The organism is Roseovarius tibetensis, assembly GCF_050896375.1.
Taxonomy (GTDB): domain Bacteria; phylum Pseudomonadota; class Alphaproteobacteria; order Rhodobacterales; family Rhodobacteraceae; genus Roseovarius; species Roseovarius tibetensis.
On record NZ_JBPBBB010000004.1, the window covers coordinates 110995 to 128380 of the forward strand.

Annotated in this window: 14 protein-coding genes; 7 read left to right on the forward strand and 7 right to left on the reverse strand. The window is 66.1% G+C overall.

Translation table 11 applies throughout. The features are described 5' to 3' along the window. Positions 1–35 precede the first annotated feature (35 nt). From ACROSR_RS04585 to ACROSR_RS04600, 4 genes are all read right to left on the reverse strand, one after another. Positions 36–1217 carry a DNA recombination protein RmuC gene (locus ACROSR_RS04585; protein WP_432682596.1) on the reverse strand — a complete coding sequence of 394 codons (1182 nt, stop codon included), beginning with the start codon at positions 1215–1217 and terminating at the stop codon, positions 36–38. Continuing rightward, complete coding sequence (gene mutL / locus ACROSR_RS04590; RefSeq protein ID WP_432682597.1) at positions 1214–3052, reverse strand: DNA mismatch repair endonuclease MutL; 1839 nt, start codon at positions 3050–3052, stop codon at positions 1214–1216. The genes ACROSR_RS04585 and mutL overlap by 4 nt, the downstream gene beginning before the upstream one ends. Before the next feature lie 62 nt (positions 3053–3114). Further along, the gene (locus ACROSR_RS04595) at positions 3115–4722 is read right to left on the reverse strand and encodes a peptide chain release factor 3 (protein ID WP_432682598.1); all 1608 of its coding nucleotides are present in this window, start codon (positions 4720–4722) and stop codon (positions 3115–3117) included. Positions 4723–4780: 58 nt separating this feature from the next. Next, positions 4781–6157 carry an FAD-binding oxidoreductase gene (locus ACROSR_RS04600; RefSeq protein WP_432682599.1) on the reverse strand — a complete coding sequence of 459 codons (1377 nt, stop codon included), beginning with the start codon at positions 6155–6157 and terminating at the stop codon, positions 4781–4783. Between the two features lie 87 nt (positions 6158–6244). On the opposite strand from ACROSR_RS04600, the gene ACROSR_RS04605 reads away from it, so the two are divergent. Beyond that, positions 6245–7933, forward strand: coding sequence for a chloride channel protein (locus tag ACROSR_RS04605; RefSeq protein ID WP_432682600.1), 1689 nt, complete (start codon positions 6245–6247; stop codon positions 7931–7933). 27 nt (positions 7934–7960) lie between these two features. Here ACROSR_RS04605 and ACROSR_RS04610 read toward each other — a convergent pair whose 3' ends face one another. Both ACROSR_RS04610 and ACROSR_RS04615 read right to left on the reverse strand, forming a co-directional pair. Beyond that, positions 7961–8302: a DUF427 domain-containing protein gene (locus tag ACROSR_RS04610; RefSeq protein ID WP_432682601.1), complete on the reverse strand. Its 342-nt coding sequence runs from the start codon at positions 8300–8302 to the stop codon at positions 7961–7963. A gap of 60 nt (positions 8303–8362) precedes the next feature. After that, a complete protein-coding gene (locus ACROSR_RS04615) occupies positions 8363–10165 on the reverse strand; it encodes an aminopeptidase P family protein (protein WP_432682602.1) in 1803 nt (600 codons plus the stop codon). A 221-nt stretch (positions 10166–10386) separates the two neighbouring features. On the opposite strand from ACROSR_RS04615, the gene ACROSR_RS04620 reads away from it, so the two are divergent. Then, on the forward strand, positions 10387–11346 hold the full coding sequence (locus ACROSR_RS04620; protein WP_432682603.1) for an NAD(P)H-binding protein: 960 nt from the start codon (positions 10387–10389) through the stop codon (positions 11344–11346). Here the strand turns inward: ACROSR_RS04620 and ACROSR_RS04625 are convergent. Beyond that, positions 11331–12203, reverse strand: a complete 873-nt coding sequence (locus tag ACROSR_RS04625) for a DUF2189 domain-containing protein (protein ID WP_432682604.1) — start codon at positions 12201–12203, stop codon at positions 11331–11333. The genes ACROSR_RS04620 and ACROSR_RS04625 overlap by 16 nt on opposite strands. 226 nt (positions 12204–12429) lie before the next feature. Between ACROSR_RS04625 and ACROSR_RS04630 the strand changes: the two genes are divergently transcribed. The 5 genes from ACROSR_RS04630 to ACROSR_RS04650 all read left to right on the forward strand — a co-directional run bounded on the left by ACROSR_RS04630 (position 12430) and on the right by ACROSR_RS04650 (position 17374). Next, positions 12430–13617, forward strand: coding sequence for a pyridoxal phosphate-dependent aminotransferase (locus ACROSR_RS04630; RefSeq protein ID WP_432682605.1), 1188 nt, complete (start codon positions 12430–12432; stop codon positions 13615–13617). Positions 13618–13865: 248 nt separating this feature from the next. Further along, positions 13866–15011: a porin gene (locus ACROSR_RS04635; protein WP_432682606.1), complete on the forward strand. Its 1146-nt coding sequence runs from the start codon at positions 13866–13868 to the stop codon at positions 15009–15011. Positions 15012–15112: 101 nt separating this feature from the next. After that, entirely contained in the window at positions 15113–15943 is an 831-nt protein-coding gene (locus ACROSR_RS04640) for a sulfotransferase domain-containing protein (protein WP_432682607.1), read from the forward strand. Further along, complete coding sequence (locus ACROSR_RS04645) at positions 15940–16809, forward strand: sulfotransferase domain-containing protein (protein WP_432682608.1); 870 nt, start codon at positions 15940–15942, stop codon at positions 16807–16809. The genes ACROSR_RS04640 and ACROSR_RS04645 overlap by 4 nt, the downstream gene beginning before the upstream one ends. Positions 16810–16873: 64 nt before the next feature. Further along, on the forward strand, positions 16874–17374 hold the full coding sequence (locus ACROSR_RS04650) for a hypothetical protein (RefSeq protein WP_432682609.1): 501 nt from the start codon (positions 16874–16876) through the stop codon (positions 17372–17374). Positions 17375–17386 lie beyond the last annotated feature (12 nt).

Here is a 17386-nt window from a genome sequence, read left to right on the forward strand (position 1 = left end):
AGCGCCCGACCGTGTCAGTGCAAGACCAAACCTGATCACCCCTCGCCAGCCGACCCGTTGAGCGGGGCGGCAAGCGCGGGTTCGGTCTCGGGCGCCAGCTCCTCGAAATCGAAATTGTCGAGACGGCGGGCGCGGCGTCCGGCCTTGTCGGCGGAAATCTTGATGTCCGAGATATCCTTGGACGCCTGGTTGAAATGCCGGTCGAGGTTTTCCACGCGGGTGCCCAGCCGGTCCACATCCGCAAACAGCAGCCCCAGTTCCCGGCGAATCGCGCCGGCCTGTTCGCGCATCCGGGCATCCTTCAGGATCGCGCGCATGGTGTTGAGCGTGGCCATGCAGGTCGTGGGCGACACGATCCAGACCTTGGCCGCGAACCCGTCGCGCACCACCTCGGGAAAGTTGGCGTGCAGTTCGGCATAGACCGCCTCGGACGGCAGGAACATCAGCGCGCCATCGGCGGTTTCGCCGTCGAGGATGTATTTCTCGGAGATATCCTTGATATGCTTGCGCACCGAGGTCCGCAGAAAACGCGCCGCCTCTGTCAGTTCCGCGTCGGTGGTGGCACGGCGCAGGGCCTCGTAGGCCTCCAGCGGGAACTTGCTGTCGATGCAGATCGGGCCCGGCGGGTTGGGCAGGTGGATCAGGCAATCGGCACGCTTGCCATTGGATAGCGTTGCCTGCAGCGAATAGCTGTCCGATGGCAGCGCCTTGGTGACGATGTCGTGCAGCTGGATTTCCCCGAACGCGCCGCGCGTCTGCTTGTTGCTGAGAATGTCCTGAAGCGACAGCACATCGCCCGACAGCTTGGTGATGTTGTCCTGCGCCTTGTCGATGACCTGCAGCCGCTGTTGCAGATCGCCAAGGCTTTGCGCGGTGCGCCGGGCCGAGCCTTGCAGGTTCTCGTTCATCCGTTCGGTGACTTGTGACAGGCGCTTTTCCATCAGTTGCAGCATGTGCGATTGCGCCGCCGATTGCGCCTCGGACACATGGGTGAGACCGCCGGCAAGCTGCTGTTGCCCGTCCGAAAGGCCCTGCACCCGCTGGCCAAGCTGCCCGACCTGCCGCGCCAGCGGTTCGGTCATCCGCGCGGACCGCGTGGCGGCGCGCACCGCGATCAGCAGAAGCACGAGGATCAGCAGCAGCACGCCGCCCCCGATCAGGGCAGCCAGCGTTGCGGGATCGTCCAGCGCAAAGGTCTGATCCCCGATCTGGATCATGTGCGACCGAACAAGCGGTCTATGTCGGATAGCGGCAACGCGACATAGGTGGGCCGCCCGTGGTTGCACTGGCCCGAATGCGGCGTGCGCTCCATCTCGCGCAACAGCGCGTTCATCTCGTCGGCGGACATGCGGCGGCCCGCCCGGACCGAGCCGTGACAGGCCACGCGGCTGAGGATCGCGTCGATGCGGGATTTCAGCGTGAAGCTGTCGCCGGCGTCGTGCAACTCGTCGATTATGTCGCGCAGCAGGGCGGCGGCGTTCACCGGGCCGAGGATCGCGGGGGTTTCGCGCACCGCGATGGTGGCGGGGCCGAAGGGCTCGATGCTCAGCCCCAGCGTGGCGAGGTCGGCGGCATGGGTGTGCAGCAGGGCGCAATCGGTCTCTGACAACTCGACGATCTCGGGGATCAGCAGCGCCTGCGCGGCGATCCCGGTCTCGGCCATCTGGCGTTTCAGGCGCTCATAGACCAGTCGTTCATGGGCGGCGTGCTGATCGACGATCACCAGGCCGGTTTCCGTCTGGGCGACGATGTAATTCTCGTGGATCTGCGCGCGCGCGGCCCCGAGGGGCAGGGCGGCGGCGTCGGTATCCTCGGGCGTTGTCGCCGTGTCCTCGACCCGTGCGCTCCACGCCTCGGGCATGTCGGAAAATCCCGGCGCCTGCGCCTGGTAGGCGGCTGCGCGGGCCTGCGCCGAGGGCCGGTCCATCTGGTAGACACGGCCGCCCGCAGGTTCCGGCCGGAATGCACCGAGGGCCGCGCCCGCCACGGTCGACGACGCCCGGTGCCCGGCCTCGGCCAGCGCATGCCGCAGGCCCGACACGATCAGCCCGCGCGCGATGCCGGGGTCGCGAAACCGCACTTCGGATTTCGCCGGGTGTACGTTGACGTCCACCAGCACCGGGTCGCAATCGATGAAAAGTGCCGCCGCCGGGTGGCGGTCGCGCGACAGCACGTCCTGATAAGCGGCGCGCAGCGCGCCGTAGAGCATCCGGTCGCGCACCGGGCGACCGTTGACGAACAGGTATTGCGCGACGGCCGATCCGCGCGAATAGGTCGGCAGCGCGGCAAAGCCGGTCATCCGCAGCCCGTCGCGTGTGGCGTCGATGCGCAGCGCGTTATCGGCGAATTCCGCGCCGAGGATACGCCGCAGACGCCCGTGCAGCGCGTCGAAGAGATCGCCGGTCTCGGCCTCGGCGCGGAAGGCCACGCGGCCCTCGCCGGCATCCGAGACGTCGCGCAGGGTGAACCCGACGCGCGGTTCGGCCATGGCAAGGCGCTTGACGATGTCGGTGATCGCCTGCGTCTCGGCCCGGTCGGTGCGCATGAATTTCAGCCGCGCAGGCGTGGCGTGAAAGAGATCGCGCAGCTCCACCACCGTCCCGGAATTAAGCGCGGCGGGCTTCACCGCGCCGATCTGACCGCCCGTGACGGCGATTTCGGCCGCGTCATGGCCGTCGGCCCGCGAGGTGATGCGCAGCCGCCCGACAGCCCCCAAAGATGGTAGCGCCTCGCCCCGGAAGCCGAACGAGTGGATGTTCAGCAAGTCGCTGCCGTCGATCTTCGAGGTGGCGTGCCGGGCCAGCGCCAGCGGCAACTGGTCGGGGGCCATGCCGCAGCCATCATCGGTCACCCGGATCAGCGTCTTGCCGCCATCGGCATGGGCCACCTCGATGCGTGTCGCCCCGGCATCAAGCGCGTTTTCCAGCAGTTCTTTCACGGCCGAGGCCGGGCGTTCGACCACCTCGCCGGCGGCGATGCGGTTGACCGCCGCCTCGTCAAGTTGCCGGATCAGCGGTTGTGCTGCGCTTATATTGGGTGTCGGCGTGTTCATGCCGCAAAACTTAGCATGAACCCATACGATTCTGCCAGAGCGGTGTTTGCAACGGGGGCCGGTTACACCATCATTTCCTTGGTCGCGGTCAGGGTAATCTCGGGGTGGTCGCGGTCCACACGGTCGATATCCCACTGCATCCGCGTGAGGTACACGGCGTCGCCGTCATTGTCGTAGGCGATGTGTTGCTTGTTGGCGTTGGTGAAGGCCTCCATCGCCTGCTTGTCGCCGGCGATCCACCGCGCCGAGGTGAATTGCGACGCCTCGAAGCGCACGGGCAGCCCGTATTCCTGTTCTATCCGGCTGGCCAGCACCTCGAATTGCAGGGCGCCCACGACACCGACGATGAAGCCCGACCCGAAGGCGGGCTTGAACACCTTGGCCGCCCCTTCCTCGGCGAATTGCATCAGGGCCTTTTCCAGGTGCTTGGCCTTCATCGGGTCGCCCGCGCGTGCCTGTTGCAGCAGTTCCGGCGCAAAGGACGGGATGCCGGCGACTCGGATCGACTCGCCCTCGGTCAGGGTGTCGCCGATGCGCAGCTGCCCGTGATTGGGGATGCCGATGATGTCGCCCGCCCACGCCTCTTCGGCAAGCTCGCGGTCGGACGCCAGAAACAGCACTGGCGCCGAGACCGTCATCTGCTTTTTCGAGCGCACATGCGTCAGCTTCATGCCGCGCTTGAAATGCCCCGAGGCGAGACGCACGAAGGCCACGCGGTCGCGGTGCTTGGGGTCCATGTTGGCCTGCACCTTGAACACGAAGCCTGTGACCTTGTCCTCCTCGGGGGCGATCTCGCGCGGGATGGCCTTTTGCACCTGCGGTTCGGGGCCGTAGGTGCCCAGGCCCTCCATCAACTCGCGCACCCCGAAGGAGTTGATCGCAGAGCCGAACCAGATCGGCGACATGTGCCCTTCGAGCACCGCCTGCGGGTCGAGCACCGGCAGCAATTCGCGGGCCATCTCGACCTCTTCGCGCAGCTTGGCGACCAGATCGGCGGGCACGTGATCGTCGAGCTTGGGGTCATCCAGCCCGTCGATGCGGATGGATTCGGCAACCTTGTTGCGGTCGGCGCGATCCATCAGTTCCAGCCGGTTGTGCAGCATGTCGTAGCAGCCCACGAAATCGCGGCCCACACCGATGGGCCAGCTTGCCGGTGTGACGTCGATGGCCAGGTTTTCCTGGATCTCGTCGATGATGTCGAAGGTGTCGCGGCTCTCGCGGTCCATCTTGTTGCAAAAGGTCAGGATCGGCAAGTCGCGCAGGCGGCACACCTCGAACAGCTTGCGGGTCTGGCTCTCCACCCCTTTGGCGCCGTCGATCACCATCACCGCCGCATCGACCGCCGTCAGCGTGCGGTAGGTGTCCTCGGAGAAGTCCGAGTGCCCCGGCGTGTCCACGAGGTTGAAGCGGAAATGCTTGAAATCGAAGGACATGGCCGAGGCCGAGACGGAAATGCCGCGATCCTTTTCCATCTGCATGTAGTCGGATCGCGTGCGCCGCGCCTCGCCCTTGGCACGTACCTGCCCGGCCATCTGGATCGCCCCGCCATACAGCAGGAACTTTTCCGTCAGCGTCGTCTTGCCCGCATCCGGGTGCGAGATGATCGCGAAGGTGCGGCGCCGGGCGATTTCGGCGGGCAGATCTGGGCGGTTATGGGCTTTGTCCAACATGACGCGGGATATAGAGGCGCGCGGGGTGCGGCGCAACACGGGATGGCAGGCGTGCCCCTCAGTTGCGGGGCGGCACCAGCTTGCCGGGATTCATGATGTTGTCCGGATCAAGCGCGGTCTTGATCGCACCCATCATCGCCCAGCTTCCCCCGTGTTCGGAGGCCATGTAGTCGCGCTTGCCCACGCCGATGCCGTGTTCGCCGGTCGCGGTACCCCCCAGCCGCAGGCTGCGTTCGACCATGCGCGCGGCGGCGGCCTTGGCGCGGGCGACCTCGTCTGCGTTATCCATGTCGACCAGCAGGGTCGCGTGAAAGTTGCCGTCGCCCACATGGCCGACGATCGGCCCCATCACGCCCGCCTCTGCAAGATCGGTGCGCGTCTCCTCTATCGCCTCGGCCAGTTTCGAGATCGGCACGCAGATATCGGTGACGATGGCGCGCGCGCCGGGCCGCAGCGCCAGCAGCGCGTAATAGGCGTTGTGCCGCATCGTCCAGAGGGCCGTGCGCGCCTCGGTCTGCGTGGCCCAGTCGAAGGCCGACCCGCCGTTGTCTTCGGCGATGGCGCCAAAGGTTTCGGCGTGTTCCGTCACGCCGCTGTCGCTGCCGTGGAATTCCAGCAGAAGGTGCGGCTTTTCCGGCAGGTCCATCTTCGAGTAGGCGTTGACCGCGCGCACGCTTTCGGTATCCATCAGCTCGATCCGGGCCATGGGCAGGCCGCACTGGATCGTCTCGATCACCGTCTGAACGGCGGCATCGACGGTCTCGAATGCGCAGACGGCCGACGATATCGCCTCTGGCTGGCCGTAAAGCCGCAGGGTCAGTTCGGTCATCAGTCCCAGCGTGCCCTCGGCGCCGACGAATAGCCCGGTCAGGTCGTAGCCCGACGACGATTTGCGCGCGCCGCTGCCTGTGCGGATCACCTCGCCCGTGGCCGTCACCACCTCTAACGCCAGCACGTTGTGGCGCATCGTGCCATAGCGCACGGCGGTGGTGCCGCTGGCGCGGGTCGCGGCCATGCCGCCAAGCGAGGCGTTGGCGCCGGGATCGACCGGAAAGAACAGCCCCGTGGCGCGCAGCGCCTCGTTGAGGGCCGCGCGCGTGACGCCGGGCTGCACGCGCACCAGCATGTCTTCGGGCGCGATGTCGAGGATACGGTCCATGCGGCTGAAATCCACCGCGACACCACCCGAGAACGCCTGCGCCTGCCCTTCCAGCGACGTGCCCGTGCCCCAGCCGATCACCGGCACGCGGTGGCTTGCGCAGATGCGCACGATCTCGGCCACCTCGGCGGTATCCTCGGGGTAGGCCACGGCATCTGGCGGGGCATCGGCGAAATACGATTCGCTGCGCCCGTGCAGGTCAAGATCGGACTTGGACCGCGTCAGCCGTTGGCCTAGACAGGATTGAAGTTCGGCGATTGCATTCTGGATGTCCATGGCGTGTCTTTCCCTCGTGGCAGTGCGCGCACATTAGGGGATGCGAAGACGATGCGAAAGCGCGGGCCGGACGATCAAGAGGGGATGATGCAGGCAGAAACGCCCTCCTATTTTCGCCAGTTGCGCCGCGCGACGCGGCAGGGTCTGCGCGATGGCTGGACGGTGTTGCGCACGCGGGGCCCCAGCCAGTTCCAGTTCTGGCTGATCGCGCTAATGATCGGAATTGCTGCGGGATTTGCCGCGCTGCTCTTTCGCAAGGGGATCACCGCGCTGCAACAGATCGCCTATGGCGTCGAGGATGTCTCGCGGGTCCACAGCCTTGCTGAACATCTGCCGTGGTATTGGGTTCTTTTTCTGCCCGCGGCGGGCGGGTTGCTGGTGGGGGTCATCCTGCACCATTTCACCGCCGATGGCCGTGTCCGGTCCGTCGCGGACGTGATCGAGGGGGCCGCGATGTCGGAGGGCCGTGTCGAGCAGCGCGAGGGGCTGGCCTCGGCCGCCGCGTCGCTTATCACCCTTGGCACCGGGGGTTCGTCGGGCCGCGAGGGGCCGGTGGTGCATCTGGCCGCCGTGATCTCGACCTGGGTGAGCAACCGGATCAACGCCAACGGCATCACCGGTCGCGATTTGCTGGGCTGTGCGGTGGCCGCGGCCGTCTCGGCGTCGTTCAACGCGCCGATCGCGGGCGCGCTCTTCGCGCTAGAGGTCGTGCTGCGGCATTTCGCGGTCCACGCCTTTGCGCCCATCGTGATCGCCAGCGTCGCGGGCACGGTGATCAACCGTCTGGAATTCGGTGATGTGACGGAGTTCGTTCTGACGCGCTCCGGGGCGCTTGCGTTCTACGTCGAACTGCCGGCCTTCCTGATTCTCGGGCTGATCTGCGGCGTGGTGGCCGCGGCGCTGACCCGGTCGATCTTTCTGGCAGAGGACGTGGCGGCCCATCTGCAAGTGCGGCTGCGCTTGCCGCGCTGGCTGCGTCCGGCGGGGGCGGGGCTGATGCTCGGGGCCATCGCGATCTGGTTTCCGCATGTCATCGGCGTGGGGTACGAGACCACGTCGGCCGCGCTGACCGGGCAGCTTCTCTGGCACGAGGCGCTGGTCTACGCGGTCATCAAGGTGGCGGCGGTCGCGATCACCATTGGTGGGCGCATGGGCGGCGGCGTCTTTTCGCCCTCTCTGATGGTGGGTGCGTTGACCGGGCTGGCCTTTGGCTATGTCGCGACGGCGGTTTTTCCGGACGTGTCCGGCGCGCAGACGCTATACGCGCTTGCGGGGATGGGCGCGGTGGCCGCCGCCGTTCTGGGCGCGCCGATCTCGACTACGCTGATCGTGTTCGAACTGACCGGCGACTGGCAGACCGGGCTTGCGGTGATGGTGGCGGTCTCCATGTCCACCGCGCTTGGCTCAAAGCTGGTGCGGCGGTCCTTTTTCCTGTCACAGTTGATGAGGCGCGGTATCCAGGTGGCGGCGGGGCCGCAGGATTACCTGCTTGCGATGTTTCAGGTGCGCAAGCTGATGCGACCGCCCGACCACGATCGCGCGGCGGATCGCGATCGCTGCTGGTCGCTGATCGAGCAGGGCGTCTATCTGGATGCGACGACCACGCTGGAGGCGGCGATGCCGGTTTTCGAGCGGTCCCTCGTGCCGTTCATCCCAGTGGTGAGCCTGAAAGGCGATGACCAGCCGCCCGAGTTGCTGGGCGCGCTGTTTCATGTCGATGCGCTCAAGACCTATAACCGTGCTCTCGCCGCGATATCGGAAGAGGAGCACGGGTAAGGATGCGGCGAAGGCGCTGCGATCCGTTCAGATCTGTTCTACCGCGACGCGGTCGCTGACGTAAAAGGCGACGTGGTCCCGGATGTCGTCCACATCGGGTTTTGGCGCCTCATAGCTCCACGCCGCGTTTTCAAGCGTGTGGCTTTTGGTGACGATCGAGTAGTAGCGCGCGTCGCCCTTGTGGGGACAATGGCTGGTCTTGTCGCCTTCGTCGAGAAAGGCCATGGCGATATCGGCCCGCGGGAAGTAGATCACCGGGGGGTTGTCGCCCTCGATCAGTTCCAGCGCATTGCGGCTTTCGGCGATGACCGCCCCTCCGGCGCGCACTGACCATGTGCCCGTCGCCTTGCGTATCGTTATGTTCGGCATCGTCCGTCCTTTTCATCTCGTTTCTTCAGTGGTCTGGCGCAGAACGCTAACAGAAATGTGTCACACTGTCTGCGTCGCCCTTTCCAGCCAGTCGCGTGCCTTCGGGGACAGCAGTGGTGCGAGTTTCGCGTGGCATGTGGCGTGATAGGTGTCGAGCCAGTCGCGTTCGCCGTCGCTGAGCATCGAGGTCTCGATCAGGCGGCGGTCGATGGGCACGTGAGTCAGAGTCTCGAAGGTCAGCCGGGGCCCTTTGTCGCCGCCGGGCAAAGAAGTGGCCTCCTGGACGACGACAAGATTTTCGATCCGGATGCCGAACGCCCCCTCGCGGTAATAGCCTGGCTCGTTCGACAGGATCATGCCGGGTTCCAGCGGGACGGTCGAGCTGCGCGACAGGCGCTGCGGGCCTTCATGCACGCAGGAATAGACTCCCACGCCATGCCCGGTGCCGTGCCCGTAATCGAGATCGGCCAACCACAGCGGATAGCGCGCGACGGCATCCAGATCACGCCCCGCCAGACCTTTGGGAAAGCGCAGCCGCGAGATCGCGATCATGCCCTGCAGCACGCGGGTAAACGCCGCGCGCTCTTCGGGGCCGGGATCGCCCACGGGCAGCGTGCGGGTGATATCGGTGGTCCCGTCAAGATACTGCCCGCCGCTGTCGAGCACCAACAGATCGCCGTCGGTCAGCGTGCGGTTGCTGGCCTCGGTGACGCGGTAATGCGGCAGCGCGCCATGCGGGCCGGCGCCGGCGATCGTGTCAAAGCTGATATCGCGCAGTTGGCCGGTGTCCGCGCGGCACGCCTCCAGCCGCGTGACCACGTCGATTTCGGTGATCGTGCCGGGGGCCTGGCCGGCGAACCATGCCAGGAATTCGCAGACCGCCGCCGCGTCGCGCAGATGCGCGGCGCGGGTTCCGGCGATCTCGGCCTCGGTCTTGCGCGCCTTGGGGCGGATGCAGGGATCTTCACCCCAGTGATGCGCGATGCCCGCCGCCTCGATCCGTTGCACGACCCAGAGCGGCACGCTGCCCTTGTCGAGCCGCACCGGCCCGGTCAGCCCATCAAGGGCCGGCCCGAAGGCGTCGGGCGCGGCCACCGTGACGGCGTCGCCAAGATGCGCGCGGGTGTCGCCGTCCAGCTTGGCGGGATCGGTGAAAAGCGCCGCGCGCCCGTCGTCATGCAAGATCGCAAAGCCCTGAGGCACCGGGTTGCGCGGAATGTCCGCGCCGCGGATATTCAGCAGCCAGGCGAGGGAATCGGCCAGTGTTATGATCGCGGCCCGCTGTCCCGCCGCGCGTAGTGTATCGGCCAGTTGCGCGCGTTTTTCGGCATGGGTCAGACCGGCCAGATGGTCGGGCCACGGCGTGATCTGTCCCTGCGGCGGGGCGGGCCGATCCGTCCAGATCCGGTCGATTAGGTTGGCGACAGGCACGAGGCGGATACCGGTCTTCTGAAGCTCGGCGCGCACGGTCTCGATCTGGTCGGGCGTGTAGAGCCACGGGTCGAAGCCCACCTCGCCGCCCTCGGGCAGATGGGACCCGAGCCAGTCGCCAAGCCGTGTTTCGGGCCAGTCTACCGGCGTGAAGTGGTCACAATCGACCTGTGCCCTCACCTGCACGCGGTAGCGGCTGTCGACAAAGACACCGGCCACGTCGCCCAGCACCGCGCAAAATCCCGCAGACCCGGTAAACCCGGTCAGCCAGGCCAGCCGGGCGTCGCAGGCAGCAACGTATTCGCCCTGATGGGCGTCGGCCCGCGGCACCAGAAACCCGGCCAGCCCGTCCTCGGCCATGGCGCGGCGCAGCCGTTCAAGGCGCGGCGGGCCTTGGTCCGGGCGGGCGGTTTCCGAAAAGCTCTGGAACATCGGGTGGGCCTCTTACGGTCTGGTATCTGGTCGCCGTGCTAGACAAGCGCGCGGGGAATGGCAATCATCCGTGCTTACGGGGCGCCGTTACCGGGGGCGCTGCCCCCGTCGCGCCGGGGCGCGACTCCCCCGGGGTATTTCGGCCAAGAAGAAGCCGGGGTTGATCCCGCGTCCGAAATGCGACCCTATCCGGGGTGATTTTGGCGTGTGGAGGGCAGGCAATGACGGACGCCGGGACAGAGACGGTTCTCGTGCTGGGGGCGACGGGCACCATCGGGCGCGCGGTCGTGGCCGCGCTGCTGGAGGCCGGGTACGGTGTTGACTGCGTCCTGCGTCCGCATCATGCGGCGGGCGGGCATGGTTTGCCCGATGCCGTGCGGATCCGCTTCGGGTCGGTTGCCGCGGCAATGCGCGAGCGGCCGCCGGGGGCGGTGATCTGCTGCATGGCGTCGCGGACCGGTGCCGCCGAAGACGCCTGGGCGGTGGATCACGCAGGCACCGTCGCGGCGATGACCGCGGCACGCGATGCGGGCGCTGGGCATTTCGTGCTGTTATCGGCGATCTGCGTGCAGCGCCCCCATCTGGCGTTTCAACGTGCCAAGCTGGCCGCCGAGGCCGCGCTGACGGCGTCCGGTCTGCGCTATTCGATCGTGCGCCCGACCGCCTATTTCAAATCCCTGTCCGGTCAACTGGACCGGCTGCGCGCGGGCAAGCCGTTCCTCGTGTTCGGGGATGGGCAAGTGACGGCGTGCAAGCCGATCAGCGATGGCGATCTGGCGCGCTACATGGTGGGGTGTCTGGACGATCCCGCGCGCTGGAACCGGACCCTGCCAATTGGCGGACCGGGCCCTGCGATCACGCCGCTAGAGCAGGGCGGGATGCTGTTTCGCGCGCTCGGGGCGGCGCCGCGGTTCCGGAAAGTGCCCTTGCGGCTGATGGACTGGATCGTGGCGGGGCTGACGCTGGGCGGTCGTCTCGTGCCGGGCCTGCGCGCCAAGGCCGAACTGGCGCGGATCGGGCGGTACTACGCAACCCAGTCGATGCTGGTACTGGACCCGGAGACGGGCCACTACGACGCAGACGCGACGCCCGAGACCGGGCACGACACGCTTGGGGCGTTCTACGAGCGGCTTGCGCGCGGCGAGGTCACCGCGCCGCGCGGCGATCACGCGGTGTTCTGAGGCGCGGGGACCGCAATCCGGTAGAGATGCCAGGTCGCATGACCAAGGATCGGCAGCACGACCATCAGCCCCAGGAACGCCGGCACCGTGCCGGCGAGCATCGCCACCGCGACGATCAGGCCCCATGTGGCCACGATCCGGGGGCTGGTCCGTGCCACCTTGATCGAGGTCATCACGGCCACCGGTATGCCGGCGCGGCGGTCGATCAGCATCGGGAACGAGATGAAGCTGACCACCAGCACCGCCGCCGCGAAGACAAGGCCCACGCCCATGCCCAGAACGATCATCACCCAGCCCGCGCCGGTGGTGAACACGTCACCGGCAAAGCTGCCGACCGAGACGGGCGGCTGTGGCCCGAGGGTCAGGTTGTAGATCAGCATCGCGGCGGACATCCACACCAGGAACAGCGCCAGCAGCGCCAGCCCGAGCACGACGACCGGCACGATAACCCGCGCGCGCAGCACCGAGAACGCGACGCCCCAGCCGGCCTGCCCCGTCGCCTCGCGCGTGCGGCTCATTTCGTAGAGGCCGGTCGCCACCACCGGCCCCAGCAGGGTAAAGCCCGCGGCCAGCGGGAACAGCATCGGCAGGCGCGCCATGTCGAAGGCCAGCAGCGACAGCGCGAGGCCGATGATCGGGTAGATCGCGATCAGAAAGATAACGTCGCTGCGCAAGGCGGTGAAATCCGCGACCCCCCTGCGCAGGGCGGTGGCCAGATCGTCGCGCGTCAGGGACCGCACCTCTGGCGGGGCGGTCGCGGTGCCGCGCAGCGCGTCCGTCCCCTCGCCAACGCCGCGCCCCGCCCCGAGCGTCGCGTCGGCCAGCCAGCTCAGCGGGTTGCCTATCGTCTGTGTCATCGTGATCTCCTTCTATTGGGTTCGGGTCACGTTACTGTTGATGCTCCCTGAAAGACGCTGACGGGTCAACGGCAGAGTCGATACCGCATCAGGCTAGCACGGAACCGGCCGCGGGGCGTTCACAATTCGGGCAGGGCGCGTGCGCCGGGTATCGGGTTGTGGTGCGTGCGGACCCGCGCCATGGTGCGCACGCATGGATAACGGGCATCAACGGCAAGGGGACAAGATGAGATTTTCTTCGGTCACGGAGCGGCTTGCGGGGCAGGGCGGGGCGAAATGGCGGGTTCATTACCGCGCCGCCGAGATGGTGGCGGAGGGCCGTGATATCATCCGCCTGACCATCGGCGAGCCGGACGTGCCCGCGCCCGACATGCTGCACGAGGCCGCGACCTGTGCGATGCAGGCCGGGCGCACCGGGTATTCCGACGGGCGCGGCGAGATCGGCCTGCGCCGGGCCCTTGCCGAGGGGTACAGCGCATCGCGGGGCCGGCCGTTCACGCCTGACCAGATCATGTGCTTTCCCGGCACGCAGACCGCGCTTTACGCCGTGATGGCGGCCGTGGCCGAGAGCGGCTGCGAGGTGTTGGTGGGCGATCCGATGTATGCCACCTACGAGGGGGTCATCCGCGCCACGGGGGCCGGGATGGTGCCGGTGCCGCTGCGGCCCGAACGGGGCTTTCGCATGGCGGCCGGGGATGTGGCGGCACGGATCACGCCACGGACGCGGGCGATCCTGCTGACGACGCCGCACAACCCCACCGGCGCCGTCCTGTCGCCTGCGGATATCGCCGCCATCGGCGAGGTGGCGTGCGCGCATGACCTGTGGATCATCGCCGACGAGGTTTACGAGGAGATGGTGTTCGACGGCGTGCGCTTTGCCTCGCCGTTGTCGGACCCAAAGCTTGCCGACCGGACGATCGCCGTCTCGTCGATCTCGAAAAGCCACGCCGCACCGGGGTTTCGCAGCGGCTGGTGCGTCGGCCCTGAGGCATTCACCGAGGCGCTGCTGCCGCTGTCGGAGGTGATGCTGTTCGGCAACCAGCCGTTCCTCGCCGATATGACCGAGGCCGCGATTCGCGCCGGATCTAGCGTGGCACCGGGCATGCGGGCGCGCTTTGCGGCACGGTCCGAAAGGCTGGCCGCGCGGATCGAGGCGCACACGCCGCTGCGCGTCCACCGCCCCGAGGCGGGGATGTTCGCGCTGGTCGACGTCACGGCCACCGGCATGGACGGCGACGCCTATGCGCATGACCTGCTGGAGGAGACCGGCGTCGCGGTGATGCCCGGCGCGTCCTTCGGGGCCACGCTGGGGCCCTGGGTCCGAGTCGCGCTGACCGTCGGGGACGACCGGTTCGATGCGGCGATCGACCGAATCCTGTCGCACGCCGCAACGCGGTGCCATCACCCCGCCTGATCGCGATGCCCATCCTGAAAAATAAATGATATCAATGGTATGCAGGCGTCACCCAATGCCGCCTGCCCGCCGTGACCCAGGCGCGGCACGGGGTGGGTGTGCTTTCTACGTCACATTTTGGGGGCGATGGGGAAACGGCAGGGCGGTTGCGTTGACAGGTCAGGGGCATTTGGCGCATTTGAACGTCAAGCCGCGTCCAACGACTGGTGCGGCGGATCGGAAAAACCCGCTTAGTAGGAGGGACACCCTTGAAAAAGCAACTTCTCAGCACCAGCGCGATCGCACTCGGCGTCGCAATGGCCGCCCCCGCAACGGCCCAGGAATGGGACATGAACTGGGGCGGTTTCGCAAACACCCACATCGGTGCGGTTGACGTTTCCGGCACCGGCATTGCACCCGGCGCGGATTTCGACGGCGTCGACGTCTACACCAACTCGGAAGTCATCTTCTCGCCCTCCGTCACGCTGGACAACGGCCTGACCATGGGCTTCAGCGTTCAGTTCGAAGCACTGAACTCGGGCACCTCCGAAATCGACGAGTCCTATGTCACCATCGAAGGCGACATGCTGGGCAAGATCATCCTCGGCTCCGAGAACTCGGCAGGCTACCTGCTGATGGGCTCCGTCTACACGCCGGGCATCGCGTCGATGGCCATCAACTCCTACTCGATCTCGGGCTTCATCCCGACGACCGGCACCAGCGGGTTCCGTCAGGCCGGCATCTCGTCGCTGACCGAGGTTGCGGGCAACAACGACGTGCAGCGCATCAGCTACTTCACGCCGTCGTTCAACGGTCTGACCCTGGGCGTGTCCTACGCCGCTTCGGGTGACGTGAACGCCGCCAACAACTTCGCCCCGAACCGCAATGCGGTCACGATTACGGACATCTTCGACATCGGTGTCGGCTACCAGCAGTCGTTCAACGGCGTCGATCTGGGCCTGGCCGCACGTTGGGGTACGGCTAACACGAACCTCGTCGGTGTGAGCGATCCCGAGACCTGGGGCATCGGCGCAACCGTTGGTGTGAACAACTTCACCTTCGGCGCGACCTACACCGAGAACGACAACGGCGGCCCGAACGGCGTCGGTGGTGTCGTGACCGGTTCCGGCGGTGGCGCAGGTGCCGACAGCGAAGGCTATAGCCTTGGTGTCAACTACGACATTGCAGGCCCGTGGTCCGTCGGCGCAGAGACCTACCAGGGTGAGGTCCAGACCGGTGTCGGCAACCCGACATCCGATTACGAAGCCTACAAGGTTGGTGCGACCCGCGACCTCGGCGCCGGCGTGAGCTGGGACGTGTACTACCTGTACACCGAGCAGAACAACGGCACGGTTGCTGGCAACCCGAAGATCGAAGGCAACATGCTCGCAACCGCGATCAACCTGAGCTTCTGATCCGGTCGAGTTGAAAGTCTTGTGGCGGGGGGTGACATCACCCCCCGCTTCTTTTATTTCAGTGACAGAATTTTCGCAGACTGGAACGGACGTCCCCGAGCATGAAGAAAAGCATCGTCTGGATGGCGTCCTACCCGAAGTCGGGCAATACGTGGGCGCGTATCTTTCTCGCCAATTACTTTGCCAATGCCAATGAGGCGGTGCCGATCAACAATGCGCATCGCGTCGCCATGGGCGATTCCATCGTCAAGACCTATCACATGGTGGCGGGGCGCCAGATCGACACGACCGACATTGACCTGACATTGAAACTGCGGCGGCTTGTGCTGCGCGGCATCGTTGCCAACAACGCCGATATCAACCTGGTCAAGACGCATAATGCGCGCACCACCGCGCGCGGCGTGACCCTGATCCCCGATGACGTCACGCAGTCGGCCTTCTATATCATGCGCAATCCGCTGGACATGGTGCTGTCCTATGCGCGTCATTACGGCATGACCCAGGACGAGGCGGTGTACACCGTCAGCCACCCGGATAATGCCAATCCGCCGGATGTCGACAACGTCACCCAGTTTCTGGGATCGTGGTCCGACCATGTGCGCAGCTGGACCGGGCAATCGGCCTATCCCGTTCTCGTGATGCGCTACGAGGACATGCTGGCTGATCCGCAATCCTGTTTTTCCAAGCTTCTTGAACATCTGGGGATGCCCGTCGACCCCGAGCGGCTGGATCGTGCGATCATGTTTTCCAGTTTCAAGGAACTGTCCGAACAGGAGAAAAAGCAGGGATTCATCGAAAAGTCCCCTCAAAGCGAGCGGTTCTTCGCGCGCGGACAGAGCGATCAGTGGAAAACCGACCTGCCGCCGCGCCTTGTCAAGAAGATGAAGCATGCGCATCGCAAGGTGATGAAGCAATACGGGTATCTGGAATGACCGATCTGCGCCGCATCATCTGGCTGGCCTCTTTTCCGAAATCCGGCAACACGTGGGTGCGTAGCCTTCTGGCGCATTATTTCATGCCCGACGGGAAAGCGCCCGATCTCAACAACCTGCGCAATTTCACGACCGGCGATGTGCGGCGCGATTTCTTTGATGCCGCCGCGGGGGGGCGTTATACCGGCACCACTCTCGAAGACTGGCTCAGGGTCCGGCCCAAGGCGTTGCGGCTGATCGCCGGGTCCAAGCCGAACCACCATTTCGTCAAGACGCACTGCCAGACGATGCGCGCTGGCAATACGGACCTCATCCCGCCAGAACTGACGGCGGCGGCGGTCTATATCATGCGCAATCCCTTTGATCTGGCGCCCTCTTTTGCGCGTCACCAGGTGACTGATCTGGATACGGCGATCGACAGGATGATGAACCCGGATGCGATGGCTGGCACGGCCGACGGCATATTCGAGCCGCTTGGTCGTTGGGACGACCATGTGACCAGTTGGACCACCGCGCCGGGCCTGCCGCGTCACGTCCTGCGCTACGAAGACATGCTCGCCAATACCGGCAAGGCGATGCGCGGGTTGATTGAAACGTTTTTCCGGGTGCCCGTGGACAAGCCCAAGCTGGCCCGTGCTGTGCGGGCCACGAATTTCGAGACCATGAAGAAATTTGAACAGACGCACGGCTTTGCCGAGAAGCCGTCTGAAATGAAAGCCTTCTTCGCCAAGGGGCAGGCGGGTGTCTGGCGCGAGGATCTGACGCCCGCGCAGGTCGGCCGGTTGCGCGAGGCGTTTCTGCCGGTGCTGGAAAAATGGTACCCCGAGATGCTGTCGGAGACGGCCGAGTTCGCCAGGGCCGGCTGAGCCTTCGGTTGGCATTCTCGCCCCGAACCCCTATGTCGATGCCAACCGACACAGGAGGTCTACAATGTTTCGACATGCGACGTTCATCGCCCTTGCCACCGCTCTTGCCGGCTGCGCGGCCACCGGGCCGCAGACCGTGGCGCGGCTTGGTTCCAACCCGGTCGTCACTGGCGGAAGTTACAGCAGCGGCGGCGGCCTGACCGTGGCCGCGGATCTGCGCGAAACCCAGGGGCGGACCCTGATCTGCGGAGTCTGGGCGCAAAGCGATCAGCAATCCATCCTGACAAAGGGCAAGGCGCGTGGTGTCGTCGCCTCGGGCAGCGTCGCGCTCGGCGGGCAGACCATCACACGCGGGCTGGAATTCATGACCGAAGTGTCGCCGATGGCGGACTATGCGGGCCAGGACGCGGGATGCACGCTGATCGATCGTCCTTGGCAGGACGGGGATGCGGCACGCGATATCGAAATCCGTATCCCGCGACAGGTCGTCCATGTCGAAGCCGACGAATTCGGCGCGTTCTCCGTGACGTTCAAGCAGTCCGGTCCCGGCGCCGGCGGCATCTGACACGGCACCGGG